Here is a 16,147-nt window from a genome sequence, read left to right as displayed (position 1 = left end):
CCCTCCATCCACTTCTCGACAACCATAGCACGTTTCAGTTCGCTCTTTGTCAAGGTGATCTGCTCCTTACTCATACTGACATTTTCTCGGAACAGTTACACCCTGACAATATCACAGAACAACAACATTTCTGGATGAAATTCATTGACTTTAGCCTTGACAAGTGATAGATTTTTGTTGGGCGAAGCCTAATCCGAAAACTGGAAAATGTTCCCATAAGAAATACCCTTGTAAAGGGGCATTTTTCGTTTAAGGGGGAGATTTTTAAAACGATTTTTGATTTAATGCCGATTGTGTCTTTGAGGATATTAAATGGGGGTGAGAACAAACATTCGCAGAAAATGTTGTAAAGCGGTGTGATGTGTGGTATAATTTTCATAAAAAGAAAGAAAAGTAAATCCCCTATCCAGGGGCATTTTTCGTTTTATGAAGAAATTTCAAAATTGCTTTTGAATGAACGGGAGGTTGAAACCTATGCAAAAGATGATGGTTTTGTTTTTGACATTCGCCATGATTTTTGTGGTTGCACCTGGGGCAATCGCCGCGACGTGGGAATGGGATGGGGATGATTATGAGGGAGTAATTCCGGAAGATTCTCATCAACTCGGCGGCGACACCATTGCGACGATTACCTTTGTCTTTATAGATGGAAGGTCTGGAACAACCGAGGTATCTGAGAAGAAAGGCGAAGATCATGACGTAACCATTGAGAACTATCTTAAATGGATATGGGACAAAGAATATGACGTTAAGCAGATTACTCATATTGATGGAGTCCCAATTGAACAAACCAAATGGAAGAAGTTCGCCGGTGTGATTCGCACCTCCAATCCGCTGGTCACAGATGGAAATAACAATGCCCCGAAATCACCTGCGCCGTCTCAAAATGGAGATAAGGGAAGCGTAAAAGTCGGCGACACGGTATACCGTCCGTTTGAGGTCACGGTAACGGTTGATGGTGACGAAGTGGTGTTCCCGGATCAAAAACCATACGAGGATACGAAAGCGTACCGGACAATGGTTCCGTTGCGGGCGGTTTACGAGCATCACAATGTACAAGCTGAAGTCATCTGGAACCAAAAACAACAGACTGTGACAGCCACGAACCCGAAAGGGGAAAAGGTCGTCTTCACAATTGGCAAAAAAGAGTTTCTTTCCTTCGCGGCTGACGGCACAGTAAAAACCCTCTACAGTGACGCGGCGCCGGTTGTTATCAAAGGTCGGACTTTTCTTCCGCTGAGGGCGCTGGGATCCGCTTGGGGCATTGAAACTCTGTGGTTCAAGGATCAAAAACTGGTGCAAATGACCACACCGGATGGATACAGACAGTATCTCGCGCCGAAAGATGAATACTTGGCAAAGAAAGGAGCATAAGCAAGGTAATGCGAAACATCATAAAGAAAACTATGCTGGTGATGTTGACCACCAGCATTTTTCTTTCGTTTTTTTCGGTTTCGGGTAATAGTATCCTCTGTCAGCCCGCGTACGCCGCAGGGGAACGAAAAGGCTTGGACCCGGGCATGACGAAACGGGTGCAAGATGACGGAATGGAGAGTCAGCTTCCCTTTCAAGAATGGTGGACTGTTGATCTGAAGCGCGTCGAAGACGGAAAAGTCGTATCAAATGGGAAAGTATATTCACAACCAATCATTGTCGAGGATCAGAACGCAATATATGTCCAAGCTGGAAGAGACTTAATAAAGTTGGAGGGGTATCAGCAGGCTACCAAAGATAGCCCACCCCAAATAACAGCTCGATTCAAAAACATAAATAAAAACGAATGGCCATCAGCAAGCACGCCAACATATGCAAGAACCCAGTATGGTCCCAGAATTTATCAAGCCACAAGAGACCATCGTTTGTACGCTCTTGATCCCGAAACACTTAGACCTTTGTGGGATAAACCCATTATTTTAAGCGCTGGTAACAGACCGGAATACCGATATCGAGTCACCACCAGCCCGATGGTTCAGGAACTGGATGGTAAAACACTCATCAGTGTTGGAACAGCACACGGCGATTTGACGGGGTTAGAACCTGAGCGGCAGTATGCGGACAATGGATTTTTTGTCATTCAGGACAAAGGAACCACATACACAGAATGGAAATCACGCTTCACTGGCGAAATCACCGCCAGCCCAATCTTTGTCGAAGCTGGGATAAAGAAGATCGTGGGCATGGAGAACACTTTAGAAAGCAGCAATAAAATTATCAATATTGAATTCAATGAAGATTTGTCGGATGCCACCATAAACCGCACTGTACTGGTCCGCTACGGCGTTGCGTCCTCGCCTTCATACAGATATGAGGACGGAAAGCATTACGTGTATTTCATAGATCGCGAAGGTGTGTTGTACAAGGTGGACATCGAAAGCAACGAACGTGTATGGCAAAAAGAATATGCCACCGGCAACACTCGCGCTCTTGAAGGCTTTACGATTGGAGACAAGTATGTCTTTGCTGCCATTCGCCACTTTCATACCCGAAGTACCGGCGGAAACGGCGCTGTGCTGGCGATAGACAAAAAAACGGGCATTCTGGTCAAAACAATCAACCTAAGCGATTCAATACGCAACGACGTTCTGTATTGGCGGCCAGATCCAAACGAGCCGGGATACATCATCATCCAGACCGCCGACGGGAGCATCCAATTTGTCCAGGAGGATACATGGGAAAGAATTAAGTGGTTCCAGGACAAAAAAGGGAACCTTCTGGACACCGCCAAGCTCCCGGGGACAATGGATCAGCATAACAGCCCGGAGCTTGTCTTCGCGGACAATCTGATGCTGACCGTCGATGGCGACGGCATCATGCACGCTTACAAATCGGTTCGGCCCAACAATCTGGCCGTGACCGAATTTAAGGTGGCCGGAAGCAAGAAGCTTGAGGATTACAAAGTCGGAGAGACGATCCCGCTGGACGCCACGTTCGCCAACACCAGCGAGAAAGCTTTCAAGAGCGTCGAGATCACTCTGAAAGGTCCGGACGGACAGGTGCTGAAGACGATCACGAAAGATATGGATGCCCGGAGCGAATTCAGTCACCGTTTCGAGGTCGTGAACGATACTGGATTGCCGTGGTTTGAAGTCTTGATAAACGAAAAGAGAAACAATCCGCCGGACGAAGTGACATGGGATGATAACAAGAAGTCGATCATGCTGCCGGTGGATATCCGGGTCGACGACTTCAAACTGAACAAACAAACTGTTTCAGCGGAAGAAAACGACGTGACGGCCACGGTCAAGGTGTTCCTCAAACCGCTGTTTGAGACGAACCAAAAGTTTTCGCTGAAAACGAAAGTGCGATTGATGATCGGCAGCTATCCGCTGACGAGAGAAATTACACTGGCATCTAACGAACAGATGACGTTAAACATTCCGTTTACAGTGAAGGAAGAGCAACTGAAACTTGGAGCGATTCCGGTGACGGCACAAGTGAATGGCGATTTCGCCATTTATGAACCGACGTCGCCTGCATCGATCCGTGAGAACAACTTCGCAGGCCCGCTTGTGCTGATTTCGCAAGCGGACGCTGATTTGATTGCGGTATCCATCAATGCGCCGAACAGCACGACATATGGAAACAAGGTCACGATCAAGGCGACGGTTAGGAACGCATACAACAAGCCGCAGAAAGACGTGCTGATTCGCTTCTACGCTGACGACACAAAGATTTATGAGGTCAAAACCAATTTCATGGCCAATCAGACGAAGGAAGTCGGCGGATTCGTCTGGACGGCCAACCAGGTTGGAAACGTCAATCTGTCCGTGCATGTCGATCCGCTGAAAACGGCGATGGACGGAAATCGCAGCAACAACGTCAAAACGCGCATGATCGACGTGAACCCGCATCAATCGGATGTAAGTTCTTGCTCGGATACCAAGCCCAACGGATCGTGGGACGTGACGTACTGGATCATCACTGGATACGAAACACGCACCGGCACTTATACTTGGACCGATGCGGAGGGCAACCAGCACACGGAAACTTACACCTATACCGACTACAGCAGCCCGATTTGGGAGCCGAGAACGGTTCGGTATAACGAATCGCTTTCGGCAACGGTCACGGTTAATACAAAACAGGGGATTCCGACCGATCCCAAGAACCCAAAGGAATCCGACCGGGAAAGCAGAGGATCGTGGGCAATCATCCCGTGGGCGGCCAAAAACGGTCTTGATCCGAACGAGGTTACGCGTGCCGGGTATGGTTTCGAGCTGAAGGTGGTTACGCAGTACACGACCGATTACGAGACGAAGGTGCCGAAGGGATTGGAGGGCACAGCCCAGCCCTTGGGCGGATCGCCGAGCGGTCCGACCGAGGTTGTGGCCAAGATTTACGACACGCGTGGCAAGTACGTGGCACAAATTCAGTTGGAGAAAACCGGCGGCGACAACCGCACCGCGACGTGGGAACTGCCTGAAGAAATCTTCCGGGCGTCAACCGGTGAAGTGTTCCGTGAACGGAAGTTCTACACCGATGTAAATGCGCCGGACGGCGAGTACATCGTTCAGGTGTTCGCCAAGAACGCGGGTCAAACCGGTTTGTCGTACTGCGGAACCAAAAAGGTAATCATCTACGGCAGTATGTACGATGATTCGCAATCGGTGCGTGACACATCTGGACAGTAATGAAGCGTGATTATTGAGGGGGCCGGATAAACCGGTCCCCCCTGTTTAGGTGAAGGACATGGAAATGCAACTAATTTGGATTCCGCTCTTTATCGTGTTAATCATGGCGACAGTCACCGATCTGAAAACAATGACCATATCGAACCGGCTCACGCGAAACGGTCTTTTTTATTTTCTGCTCATCCGTTTAATGTGGGCACTGCTTCCATACACGGATTACTTGGTTGGCGTTCTGGTTGGCGCCGGTTTTTTGTGGCTTATCAACGTCATCCACCCCAACACCATAGGCGGCGGAGATATCAAGCTGATGGCCGTCGTTGGGGCGGCACTTGGGTGGCAAATGACAATACCATTCCTTGCTATCCTGTTTCTTTCGTCGTGGATTTTTGTGGCCGTATATCGTCATTTGAAAAGAAAAACAATCGTAAGGTTTCCTCTCGCGCCGTTTTTTCTGTTGAGCGGTGCAGTTTTGTTTTGGGTGCAGTGGGACGTTTTTAAAGTAATGCTCCAGATGTATTGACGCCTCTGCCGCCTGGCAGGGGCTTTTTATTTTTCCAAAGGTTGAGAGGGAAAGGAGGGATACCGTGACCCGCGAACAAATTCTGACCAAGCTGCTTGAACATATTGGGGATGGACTGTGGATGCTGGCCGCTCTTGCCAAAGCCGGAAAACCGGTTAACAAGGAACGACTTAAGGAACTGACCAACAATCATTACCGCCTGAAACGCCAAGAAGGCGAACTTCCCATCCGATCTCGACACACGCTTGATCTGCTTGCCGCTCGACTTGAAGGTGCGGCGCTGGTGGATGTGGAGGGTGTTGGACGTGCGAAAATGTACACGTTGTCCGAATTGGGATGGGAACTGATTCGTTTCCGCGAACAGATGAAGGAGAAATCGGAAGGAGGGAAGCAGTAACATGGACATCAGCATGAAACTTGGGTTTCTGGGACTCGGAATGGGCGGTTGCTCTATCGCAGACGAATGCGCCAGCGTGCGGATGCCGGTCAAAAACAATATGAACCCGTATACCGCGTTTCTCATCAATACCAACGAAGTCGATCTTCGCAAACTGCCGGATCGTCCAAACGCGATCAAATATGTGCTTCGTGGTTACGAGCGCGGAGCCGGGCGAGACATTCGGATCGGCGAAGAAGCGTTTTTGCGCCATAAAGACGACATTGTTAAACGGATGAGGGACTTCTTTGCGGATCGGGATTTCCTGTTCGTCGTTTGTGGCCTCGGCGGCGGGACAGGAACCGGAGCCGTCATTGAGGCGGTACGGATGATCCACGCAAACGGGTTCGCTGGGCGATTCGGGCTGATTCTGACACTCCCTCGTGACCAGGAAGGATATCAGGTATTGGACAATGCTCTCCAGCGCCTGCAAGTCATCGCACGAGCAATGCGCGGTTTGGGAAGCATCGTCTTGGTGGACAACCAGAAGTTGTTCGACGCGTATTTGCAGGAAAATCCCGGAGGCAGCGTTTCATCCTACCTGGATCACAGCAACCGGTACATCGCACAGACACTTCACGATCTGAACGTGGTGACGGCTAGCTACAACCCGCTGTCTGGCTACCACTTCGATGGCTCAGAATTGCTCAAGATGTTTCAAACGTCTGGCGTGCTGACGTTCGGTAAATGTGCAATGGACGAAAGCGCGGTGGACGCAGAGAACCAGGGAACGTACATGCCAAAGATCAAGCAGGCAGTTGAGGAAGGCATTCTCTCGGATGGATACGACTTCACGGAGGCGGCCCGCTGCGCCGTAAGCCTTGTTGCCAGCCCACAGGGTGCCAAACGCATTTTCACGCTTGGTATGGTGAACGAGGTAGAACAGCTTCTGACGACGCTGGCGCCGTATGCGGGGGAGCGTCCGGTGGCCACCTATGCCGGGGACATCCGCCAGCTTCATGTCTATACCATCTTTGCTGGTCTTGGTTTACCGAAGCGAATCGCCGCGCTTGTAGAGGCGGCCAAGCAATATGATCGCCCGGCAAAAGGCGGCGATATTCTGAACGCTCTCGGGGGGTACCAAAGCCAGTTCAGACACGAGAACGTCGACTTGGAATCGCTGCTCTTGGACACCCCAGAACAAAAAAAGAAGACGTCAAAGAACTCGGATGATCCTTTTGACTTTTAACTGCCGCTGAAACTGCCGCAGAAAATGCGGAGCTATATTTTTGTAGGTGCTGCATTAACTGCGGCAGAGTGCGGCATTAATTGAAGGGGGTTTTTCAAGTGGCCTGGGACGAGGAATCCTTTGGCGAATATGTCCGGCGGTGCTGGGATTCGTTCGAAATGGACCGGCTGCATGAAGCATACAGGCAGTCGGTACTGGTTTCATGTGCGATCGCGGATCAGATCGCGCAAAGGGAACGCGTGCGTATTCGAGATGTGAAGTTGGATGAGTGGGGCAATTACACGTCAGAGACAGCTTTCGAGGATAAGTTCACGTCGGAAACACCGTATCCAAGATGCTACCTTACGGAACACACGGTGGAAGGACAAACCGTCTATCAACTTTCCTACGACGGTATGTTGCCGCTGTACTTTGAAACGAACTTCAATACCAAGACGGCGCTTCGCAATTTTGAACGGGAAAGACTTCAGGAACTCAGTCGCTATCACAACGCGGTCAGAGATTACTACCTTCGCGCGACAAGCGATACTGTAAAGCTGTGGCCAAAAGAAATAAAGACCTTCTCCAGAGCGTTCATATATGTTTGTCACTTCTTTGGCAACCTGGTTATCCGCGACTTGGACAACCGCAATCGAAGTATTTTGATCAACGCGGCAAGGCTTTGCGGATTTATCTCCGGTGACGAGTGGGAGAGGTTGGAATTCATGGAAAGCGGATATTTGGATTTCGACAAGAAGAATCATGTTTCCGTTTTCATTTCGAGCCAAGAAATAGGTCTTAAAATGGTTGAATATGTAAAAAATCTGTATCGAAATGGACATCGTTTTCGGGTGGAAAAGGTGCCGATTAACGGGTAGCAATTAGACAAGTTTTGAAGAGGGTGCATTTATACCCGAAAACACATGTCCAAACAGACGGAAAGAAATCTTGTGGGACAAGGAAAGTGCACGCTTCAAAAGAGGGGGCGTAGAGCGAAAAGTCTGGGAGGGGCTTCCGCGCGGAGTCATCCGCGCAGGAAGCGCCGAGCAGACAGCCAGGCGCCGCATTCTATTTCAACGCTACAACATTATTTTCATGCACTCATCCTTGTCTACGATATGCGCAACAATTTCCAGCTATGAAAGGGGTGATACCCATACGCATCACTTCGCGGGACATGGATATCCTGCGTGATCTCCTCGCAAACGGTGAACTCAGCCGATCCGATATCACGGACCGGTATTTTAATGGCAGCCGGACCTACACTTATCGGCGGTTGCAAATGCTTAAGAACTACGGTCTGATTCGTGGAAGAAGGCGCCGGGAAGATGGTCGAGTGATCGCCGTGTATGAACTGACGGACGACGGAAAAAATCTGCTTGTTCAAACCGGCAGGATCGCGGGTCGAAAGCCAAAACAGATAGCCACAGAACCGCCTAAAAAACGTAATCGCGCGCGTGAATGGACGGAGCGGGATATCGCGATACTCCACAAACTGTACCAGGTGCGTGTGTTGACAAAGAGTCAATTGGAGCAAACATTTTTCCGGGACAGCGAAAGATACGGCAGCAAGCGCCTCGAAGTTATGCGGAAAGAACAGCTGGTCACCTCAAAGGTCGCGTGGTCAAGGGACAAAGGCAGTTTGGAAGCTAGTTACCGCATAACGGAAAAAGGCTTGCGGCTTCTCGCTCAGAAAGGACTGATTTCTGAAGGAGAAGTTCGTGCCAGGGATTTGGAGCCCACTGAAAAACAGCGGGAATACATCTTTGATGTAAACGAGCTTCACTTAAAATGCCAGTCTATTCCCTTCGTGGATTCCCGCTTAATAAAACGCAAATATCACTTAAATCGGGGTGACCTTGTGGCGGGTGCGTTCACGTGGGGCGGCTTGGACTACATGATCTATCTGGTCAACAGCGGAGCAAAGGAACAAACCATCGTCAAAGTCTTGAGCGAGATCAGGCACGCCCCGAAAGGCATGGCAGGATTCCTGGTGTACTACAAGGACGACTCGGCGCGACATTCGTTTGAACGAGTTTTTGAAAACATGAATATCGTAACCGGCGGCCTTCCGGTGCATATTTTGCCTTTCAACGATAAGGGAATCTGGATCACGCAAAACATTATCTTTGACAGCGGCGACAATCTGCTCGGCATCCTGAAAAACTTCGGACAAGTCGTTTCGCTGCCGACGAATCGCTATGGGTTCAAACAAGGAATCATTCTGCCAGACGGAAGTAAGTACTATGTCCTGGAAGTCTTGAGTGGCAACCGTATTTTTTTGGATCGGATTTTGAGGGAGTATACAGGGAAAAACACCGATGTGCTCCTCTGTTGTTGGGAAGACGATCTGGAGCGCTATCAAGAACGCGTGGCGGGAGCGAGATTTATCCGTACCATCCCGGTTCCAAACCACCTTTCAAACGGCGTTTTGAACACATAAGAAAGGAGAGGGAGCATGCTTCGTTTCCTTTGGCTTGCCCTGTCCCTTATGGGGTGGGGCCTTGTTTTTCACTTTTTACCGCGTATGCCGCCGAATGCTTTGCTTTTGCCGGCCGGCGTGAGTTTGATCGGGTATCTGTATGGATGGGCTATCCACAAACGAAATCGGCTTATCCACTTTTTTGTGATCGGGCTGTGGATAGGTGTGTGGATATCCTATCAGGGGATGGAGGTGCACGCCGCGCACGCGCATGCGTTGCCCTTCCACATCCCTTCCGCCACCTTAGGTAAAACTCTCATGATCATCACAATGTTCGTTTCCGGCTTCCTAACCTTTGCCAACTACCGGGTGTCGCTCAACTTCATTCAGCGTCGCGGCAACATCGACCGTGATTTACTCGGTCGGCTGTACGGCGACGATCCGTGGCGAAGGTTCAAAAGCCTTTTTAAGCGCAAAAAAGGGGAGGTGACCATTTCGCTTGGCGAAGAAATCCCGTTCAAAGACTAAACGTTGGACACCAGGCGAACTTCAAAGTTTCTGTTCGTTGCAGCTTCATCGACTGATCCAATAAGGCGAAGGTGCCAACCAGTGCATGGCAGAGTGGAGACGGCGTTGGGGAATGGACTATCCATGGTACCGAGACATTTCCGGCGTTCGCTCTTATGTCACAGGCGAAAGAAGGTGAGCGCGGTGAAACTTGATTGGGGCGGAGACGACTGCTACACGCACATGCTGATCGTAGGTCCGACTCGCTGTGGCAAGACCGCGACGCTGCTAAAACCGATGATTTACCAACTCCTGCTGCTCAAGAAACGTGGCGTGCCGCTTGGTTTGTCCGTGGTGGAACCCAAGGGCGATATGGCGGCGATGGTGGCCGAGATGTGCGGTGAGATGGACATGCCGTGCGTCCATGTGGACCCGGAGCGCGCGGAAAGCGCGGTGTTCAATCCGATGGAAGGCGACATTGACGACGTTGCAGAAGCGACCGTCGTCGTATTGAAGTCGCTATTTGGAAAGCAGGAAGCGTTTTTCGCTACGGTGCAGGAGCTGGCCGCGCGGAACGTGACAAAACTTTTGAAAAGGCTGTACGAGGACGATGTGACGCTTTCGGATGTGGTTCGAACGATCCGAGACCCGGTAATGTTAGAAGACAGGGTTAAAGAACTGTCTTTCAAATTCGGCGAATATGACGACCTCGTGCAGTTTTTCCACTCCGAACTGCTTGGCGCCCAGAAAGAAAAGTACCAACAGTTTGTTATCGGTCTTCGGGCGCAGCTGGAGAATCTTGTTTCAAACGCGCATTTGTCCAAAGTTATCAGCGGAAAATCATCAATCAACATCGACCGGCATTTCGCGGAAGGCGGGGTGCTCGCCGTCAACACGGCGATGGGGCGGCTTCGCAAAGCCGGAGATGCCTTCGGGCAGTTTGTGGTGATGCATCTTCAAAGCGGCACGTTCCGCAGGCCCGGCACGGAGCGGACCCGGATACCTCACTTTTTGATCGTCGACGAATACAGCCGCTATATCAATCCGGACGTCGAGCTTTTCTTGTCCATTGCCGCCGAATACCGGGTGGCCGGCGTTTTTGCCATCCAATCGCTTGGGCAACTTGAAGTGGAAAGCGGGAAGATCAGCGCCAGGGCGATGAAACAGTCTATTATGACATCATGCCGCAACAAAATCGCCTTCGGTGGCCTGTCTGCGGAGGACGCCATCGAGTTTTCGCGGGAGTTCGGCAAAAAAAGGGTGATTCGCCGGGAAAGCACATTTAAGCAGCAGACCATCGTCCCGAACATCTTGCCGGAGACGTACCGAGATACGGAGAAAGAAGAGGACCGGATTTTTTACACGCAGCTGATGGACGGCTTGCCGCGTTTTCACTTTGTGGCCAAGCTGTTGAAAGACGGTGTGCCGCAGCCGCCGAAACTAGGCCGAGGAACTTTCGTGCCGCACGACTGGAAAGAGCGGCGCGAATGGGAGCCGAAACGCCTGTTGTGGCGGATGCCTTGGAAGCGGAAGTCGGTCCAGCCCCTTCAACCCGAACCGGTATGGGGGCGGCCGACTTTTGTTTCTTCGCCAAAATCGGTTGTGACCGAGAACGATTCGGCTTTTGAGTTTGAGAAAGACCTGTTCGAGTAAACCCGTCCTTATGGGGCGGAAAAATCCAAGGAGGATGAAAAAAAGATGAGCGCTGAACTTAAACGGGTTCTTATCGAAGGGTATCAGGAAGAGAAGGTGGAACAACAGGAGTACGATGAGTCTTGGCAGCGAATTTACGCCGCCAAACAAAACAACCTGATTCTGCAATCCGAAATTACCGGCTTCGAGGTTGTACTCGGGAAGCTGTGCGGCATCGTATACGTAGGCAACGTTCGCGGCATGATCCCGCTGGAATACAGCGGTGTCGATGAGCCGCGCCAGTTCAAAGCCATGATCGGTGAACCGGTTGTATTTAAAATCGTGACATATGACCGTGAGGGCAACACGTTTGTCGCCTCGCGGAAAGATGCCGTTGAACACATGGCGGGCGTGACGTGGAAGCGGCTGGAGCAGGACGCGGTGATCACCGCTGTCGTACGGAAGGTCGAGCGTAAAGTTCTGACGGTGGACATCGGTGGCATTCAAGTGGAGATCCCGGCACAGGAGTTCAGTCACGGCTGGACCGATGATCTGCGGGAAGTTGTTCAACCCGGAGATCATTTCAAGGTGAAAGTGATTGAACTGGACAAGGAAAACAAAAAGGTTTCCGTCAGCAAAAAGGCCATCGAACCTTGTCCGTGGCCGGACTGCACGAAGCGGTATGTAAAGGGCGGAGAATACGTCGGCCGCGTATCCGGTGTTGCCGAATACGGCATCTTTGTCAATTTGGAACCGGGCGTTGACGCCCTCGTGCCGCACATGCGATTTGACCGGCTGCGGCGTGGAAACCGCGTCCTGATCCGTATCCGCGAAATTGATGTGAAGAAGCAACGCATCCATGGACGCATCATGCGAAAACTGTGATTCCAGTAACGGGGCGGCATCAGTCCGCCCCATTTTTTACAAAGGGGGTGAGTCGTCTGCTTTCTCCTTTTTCCATTCATTACAACTGGACTTTTCGCCCGGCTAGCCAGACGGATCAGGAACCGGGCAACGCGCCGATCCGTTACTTACGAGAAGCGGAGGCGCTTAAAGCCATCGGGCGGATCGGAATTATCGGCAGCGTCCAGATCGGACGGTTGTTTGGGTTCCAGCGCCGTCATATCCGCCGGATGCTTCATGACAAAAAGCTGGTCCAGCACACGCTTATCAAGAACAAAAACCCGATTCCGGTTTTCACGCTGGGCCCTCGCGCGGCGAAACTCCTGAATATGCCGGAACCTGATACACGCACATGGTCAACGGAACGCATTTTGAAATCACTCGTCTTTTTCCAGTTCTGTTGCGCCTTGAACGACAAACAAAAAGCGTTTCAAATCCACGCGTCTCCGCATCCGTTTACGGGAAAAATCCAGATCGAAAACGAAACGCGCAGCGTGCTGGTGTTGCGCGGAAAAAACGACGGTTTAGACGATTTCCTCCGTCACCAGTCCCGTGTCATCATCATCGCGGAATCGTTGGAACAGGCGCAGCCGTTTGGTGAATTAATTTCGGGTGCCGTGCTTCTGCTCGACGAGGATTTGAAAGGGGATTATCGGTTTTACCGATGGCACAACGGGAGGTGGGTTAGATAAGATCATTTATAGAGGAAGTACTAGAAAACAATCTGGACATGGAAGTATAATAGGACACAAAATTGCTGACTTCGGTAATTGAGATATTGAAAAGCAACTAAAACGAGAAGCAAAAGGTAATTCGCAATTTCTGTCGAATATTAAATTCATTATGTTATATTTGACATCCGAGAGAAGGAGGGGAACGACATGCAATATAAATTTCTTGAATTTTTTGCAGGTGTAGGCATGGTGCGCCTTGGATTAGGTAAAAACTGGAAATGTATATGGGCAAATGATATTAGTTCAAAGAAGGCAGAAATTTACTGCGCCAATCATGGTTCTGAACATTTTTTTTTAGGCGATATTTCGAAGATGAAAAATATCCCTTCCGATGCTGATATGGCGTGGGCTTCTTTTCCTTGTCAAGATTTATCCTTAGCTGGATGGCGCAAAGGCATGACAGCTAGGCGAAGTGGAACTTATTGGTCGTTCTGGGAACATATGTCGAAAATGATGTTTCGGGGAAATCGTCCGCCGATGATAGTGTTGGAAAATGTGGTGGGTCTGATTCATAATCCAGATTTTATCAGCCTATGTGAGTCGTTGCTGGCTCTTGACATGCAGTTTGGCGCTCTTGTGATAGACGCAGTTCATTTTATTCCTCAATCTCGTCCGAGAGTATTTATTGTGGCGATTGACAGACAAGTTGACGTCGAAGATTTTGTGGTAACTGATCCGTCTAAGTCGATTTGGTTCCCAGAATTCCTTCGCGCATTCAAAACCTCGCTTCCTGAGCATATTCAGGACGCCTGGAGATGGTGGAAACTTCCTGTTCCAAGCGCGCGCGTGTTGCCTATTGAAGATATCATAGAGCGTGAACCAACCGGTGTAAGCTGGAATTCCGATGAAGAGACACAACGGCTCCTTGCTATGATGACAGAAAGGAATCGGGCAAAGATCAACAAAGCTTTGTTGGAAGGCGGGTTTAGAGTTGGATTTCTCTACAAGCGCGTACGAAAAGGAATTCAACGAGCCGAGGTGCGCTTTGATGGCGTGGCAGGGTGTTTGAGAACACCTCGGGGTGGTTCGAGTCGGCAAACGGTAGTCATCGTTGAAAATGGAAGGGTTCGGACGAGGTTGCTGTCTCCCAGAGAGGCCGCGCGTTTAATGGGAGTGCCGGATGATTTTTGGCTTCCCGACTCTTATAACCAAGCCTATGAAGCTATGGGAGATGGTGTTGTCGTTCCTGTCGTCGCCTGGCTTTCAGAGCAACTACTATTGCCGCTTCAAAGGAAAATCAGCGAATATGGCGATGTAGTTCGTGGTGGCCAAGACACTATACACAATAATGTTATTGCCTCATCACATCGTGTGGCAGAACGAATTGCAGAACAATGGAGGATGCGCGAATATGAAGAAGTCCGATGCTGAAAAAGCGGCGTTGGACACTTTAGTAAAATGGTATGAAGGGGAAAGGCCGAGCGCTGATCGTGAACCGGAGAGATATGTTGTTTGCGCGGGGTTGGCAATAACGGAATTATTCCGAGATACTTTTCCTTTAAAGGAATCAGACTATCTGACAGATAAAAATCAAATAAAAAAAACCGGAGGCCCTTCAATTAAAAGCATACTTGAGCGATTTGGCGAAACTCGCGAATACGCTCGCGAAGGAGGCCGAACAACCAGAGGGACAAGGCCAGCGGCGGAACGTTTGGTAAAAGCGCTCAATAGAATTGAAGCGTTTGCCGACTTAACGCTTGAAGAGCGTCACGAAATTATGGATTCCTTGCAACGTTGGCTTGTTGATCGAGTTCGGGAGTACTTTAATCGAAAAAAAATTGAAGTCGAGATTGCTTTGGATAAATCCGGACAACAAATTGTTGCTAATATACTTGCAGCCGCTGCGGCGAAAGGAGTCGCCGGTGCGGTGGCTCAGCATATTGTTGGCGCGAAACTTGCATTAAGATATCCTCATTTAGACATTGAAAATTACTCATATACGACTGCCGATGTGCAGCTTGGCAGGCCAGGGGATTTTGTAGTGGGAGATACAGTTTTTCATGTTACCGTTTCGCCAATGCCAGCTGTGATTAACAAGTGTGAGCTTAATCTTCGCAACAATTATAGGGTTATTTTGCTTGTGGCTGATTCGAGGCTCCAAGCGGCGCGCCAGATGGCTGAAATGGAAGGAATAGCGGATCGGATAGGTTTGTATTCAATTGAAGCTTTTGTAGGTCAGAATGTGGAGGAAATCTGTGAATTCGGTAGAGGAAATCTTGCGCGCGGGTGGAAAACTTTGCTGGAAAAATATAACGAGCGTGTCTTGGCTGTGGAAACTGACCGTTCTTTGCTTATAGATATACCTGCCAATCTCCAATAGGGCAAAGGGCGGTGCTATAAAATTGGCTGACAATGTTAGTGAAGATGTTCGCCGAAAAACCATGCAGGCAATTAGGTCCCAAAAGACTTCTTTTGAAAACAGAATATGTAAAGAGTTATGGCAACGTGGTTTACGATTTCGTCGGAATGTAAAAGATTTAAAAGGAAAACCAGATATATCTATTAAAAAATATAAAATTGCGATTTTTCTTGATTCGTGTTTTTGGCATGGATGTCCGATGCATTGCAGGATACCCAGCTCAAATATAGACTATTGGCATAAAAAAATTGAACGGAATCGTGAAAGAGACAAGTTGGTGAACGACCATTATCTTCGGAACAACTGGAATCTTCTTCGTGTTTGGGAACATGAAGCCAAAAGTGATTTTGATAAAACCGTGACTAAAATTATGGAGTTCATCATAGACGTTAAAAATCATAAATAAAGACATACAATAATTCGACTCAACAGGGCCGAACATATGCTGTCAAGCGTCTGTGAAAATGTCAGGTTAACTGTTCTATGAAAATGTCAGGGATGATAGCTGATTAAACAGCCGCCGTCCTCTTGCAGACTAGCCGGATGCTGTGCTACGCTGTAACTGCTTGCTGGAGAATGGTTTTCTCCAGGGATGGTTTGCAGCGGGCTTGCGCGGGGACGCAGGCGCCGCTTCTTTTTTGGCCGTTGTTGGCGCCGGGGTCTGTGTGGCCTGTGTCTCCACACAAGGCCAGGCCCGCCCTTGATCCCACAGCCACACTTGTCCATCCATGCCGACACGCACTTCGACGACGCTCTTCGCTTCCCAGCGCGGAACACCGGGGACGGGCTTTGGCATGTAGCATTTCCCTTTCCAGAAGAACGTCTGCCCGCCGCT

At 49.7% G+C, this 16,147-nt stretch carries 12 protein-coding genes and 3 pseudogenes; 13 read left to right on the top strand and 2 right to left on the bottom strand.

Annotated features, from left to right (window positions below; genetic code table 11):
* Positions 1–474 precede the first annotated feature (474 nt).
* The 13 genes and pseudogenes from BAA01_06625 (at position 475) to BAA01_06565 (ending at position 15,273) form a co-directional block, all read left to right on the top strand.
* Positions 475–1,374, top strand: coding sequence for a hypothetical protein (locus tag BAA01_06625; GenBank protein ID OUM87560.1), 900 nt, complete (start codon positions 475–477; stop codon positions 1,372–1,374).
* A 590-nt stretch (positions 1,375–1,964) separates the two neighbouring features.
* On the top strand, positions 1,965–4,631 hold the full coding sequence (locus BAA01_06620) for a hypothetical protein (GenBank protein ID OUM87559.1): 2,667 nt from the start codon (positions 1,965–1,967) through the stop codon (positions 4,629–4,631).
* A 49-nt stretch (positions 4,632–4,680) separates the two neighbouring features.
* Positions 4,681–5,151: a hypothetical protein gene (locus tag BAA01_06615; protein OUM87558.1), complete on the top strand. Its 471-nt coding sequence runs from the start codon at positions 4,681–4,683 to the stop codon at positions 5,149–5,151.
* A 64-nt stretch (positions 5,152–5,215) separates the two neighbouring features.
* Entirely contained in the window at positions 5,216–5,548 is a 333-nt protein-coding gene (locus BAA01_06610; GenBank protein ID OUM87557.1) for a hypothetical protein, read from the top strand.
* A pseudogene (locus BAA01_06605) lies at positions 5,544–6,776 on the top strand (hypothetical protein). Before BAA01_06610 ends, BAA01_06605 begins: the two are co-directional and overlap by 5 nt.
* Before the next feature lie 98 nt (positions 6,777–6,874).
* Entirely contained in the window at positions 6,875–7,633 is a 759-nt protein-coding gene (locus tag BAA01_06600; protein ID OUM87556.1) for a hypothetical protein, read from the top strand.
* Positions 7,634–7,932: 299 nt separating this feature from the next.
* Complete coding sequence (locus BAA01_06595) at positions 7,933–9,198, top strand: hypothetical protein (GenBank protein OUM87555.1); 1,266 nt, start codon at positions 7,933–7,935, stop codon at positions 9,196–9,198.
* Positions 9,199–9,213: 15 nt separating this feature from the next.
* The gene (locus tag BAA01_06590; protein OUM87554.1) at positions 9,214–9,705 is read left to right on the top strand and encodes a hypothetical protein; all 492 of its coding nucleotides are present in this window, start codon (positions 9,214–9,216) and stop codon (positions 9,703–9,705) included.
* A 60-nt stretch (positions 9,706–9,765) separates the two neighbouring features.
* Positions 9,766–11,235: pseudogene (locus BAA01_06585) on the top strand (conjugal transfer protein TraG).
* A gap of 147 nt (positions 11,236–11,382) precedes the next feature.
* Positions 11,383–12,201, top strand: coding sequence for a hypothetical protein (locus tag BAA01_06580; protein ID OUM87553.1), 819 nt, complete (start codon positions 11,383–11,385; stop codon positions 12,199–12,201).
* A 47-nt stretch (positions 12,202–12,248) separates the two neighbouring features.
* On the top strand, positions 12,249–12,911 hold the full coding sequence (locus tag BAA01_06575) for a hypothetical protein (protein ID OUM87552.1): 663 nt from the start codon (positions 12,249–12,251) through the stop codon (positions 12,909–12,911).
* Between the two features lie 189 nt (positions 12,912–13,100).
* Positions 13,101–14,324: a hypothetical protein gene (locus BAA01_06570; protein ID OUM87551.1), complete on the top strand. Its 1,224-nt coding sequence runs from the start codon at positions 13,101–13,103 to the stop codon at positions 14,322–14,324.
* On the top strand, positions 14,305–15,273 hold the full coding sequence (locus BAA01_06565) for a hypothetical protein (protein OUM87550.1): 969 nt from the start codon (positions 14,305–14,307) through the stop codon (positions 15,271–15,273). The genes BAA01_06570 and BAA01_06565 overlap by 20 nt, the downstream gene beginning before the upstream one ends.
* A gap of 259 nt (positions 15,274–15,532) precedes the next feature.
* On the opposite strand, the gene BAA01_06560 is transcribed toward BAA01_06565, so the two are convergent.
* Together BAA01_06560 and BAA01_06555 are read right to left on the bottom strand one after the other, a co-directional pair.
* Positions 15,533–15,724, bottom strand: a complete 192-nt coding sequence (locus BAA01_06560) for a hypothetical protein (GenBank protein ID OUM87549.1) — start codon at positions 15,722–15,724, stop codon at positions 15,533–15,535.
* Between the two features lie 123 nt (positions 15,725–15,847).
* A pseudogene (locus BAA01_06555) lies at positions 15,848–16,147 on the bottom strand (integrase).

The sequence above is a fragment of the Bacillus thermozeamaize genome (assembly GCA_002159075.1).
GTDB classification, from domain to species: Bacteria; Bacillota; Bacilli; order ZCTH02-B2; family ZCTH02-B2; genus Bacillus_BB; species Bacillus_BB thermozeamaize.
The sequence above is the reverse complement of the archived record's forward strand: the minus strand, read 5'-3'. Positions and strand labels throughout refer to the sequence as shown.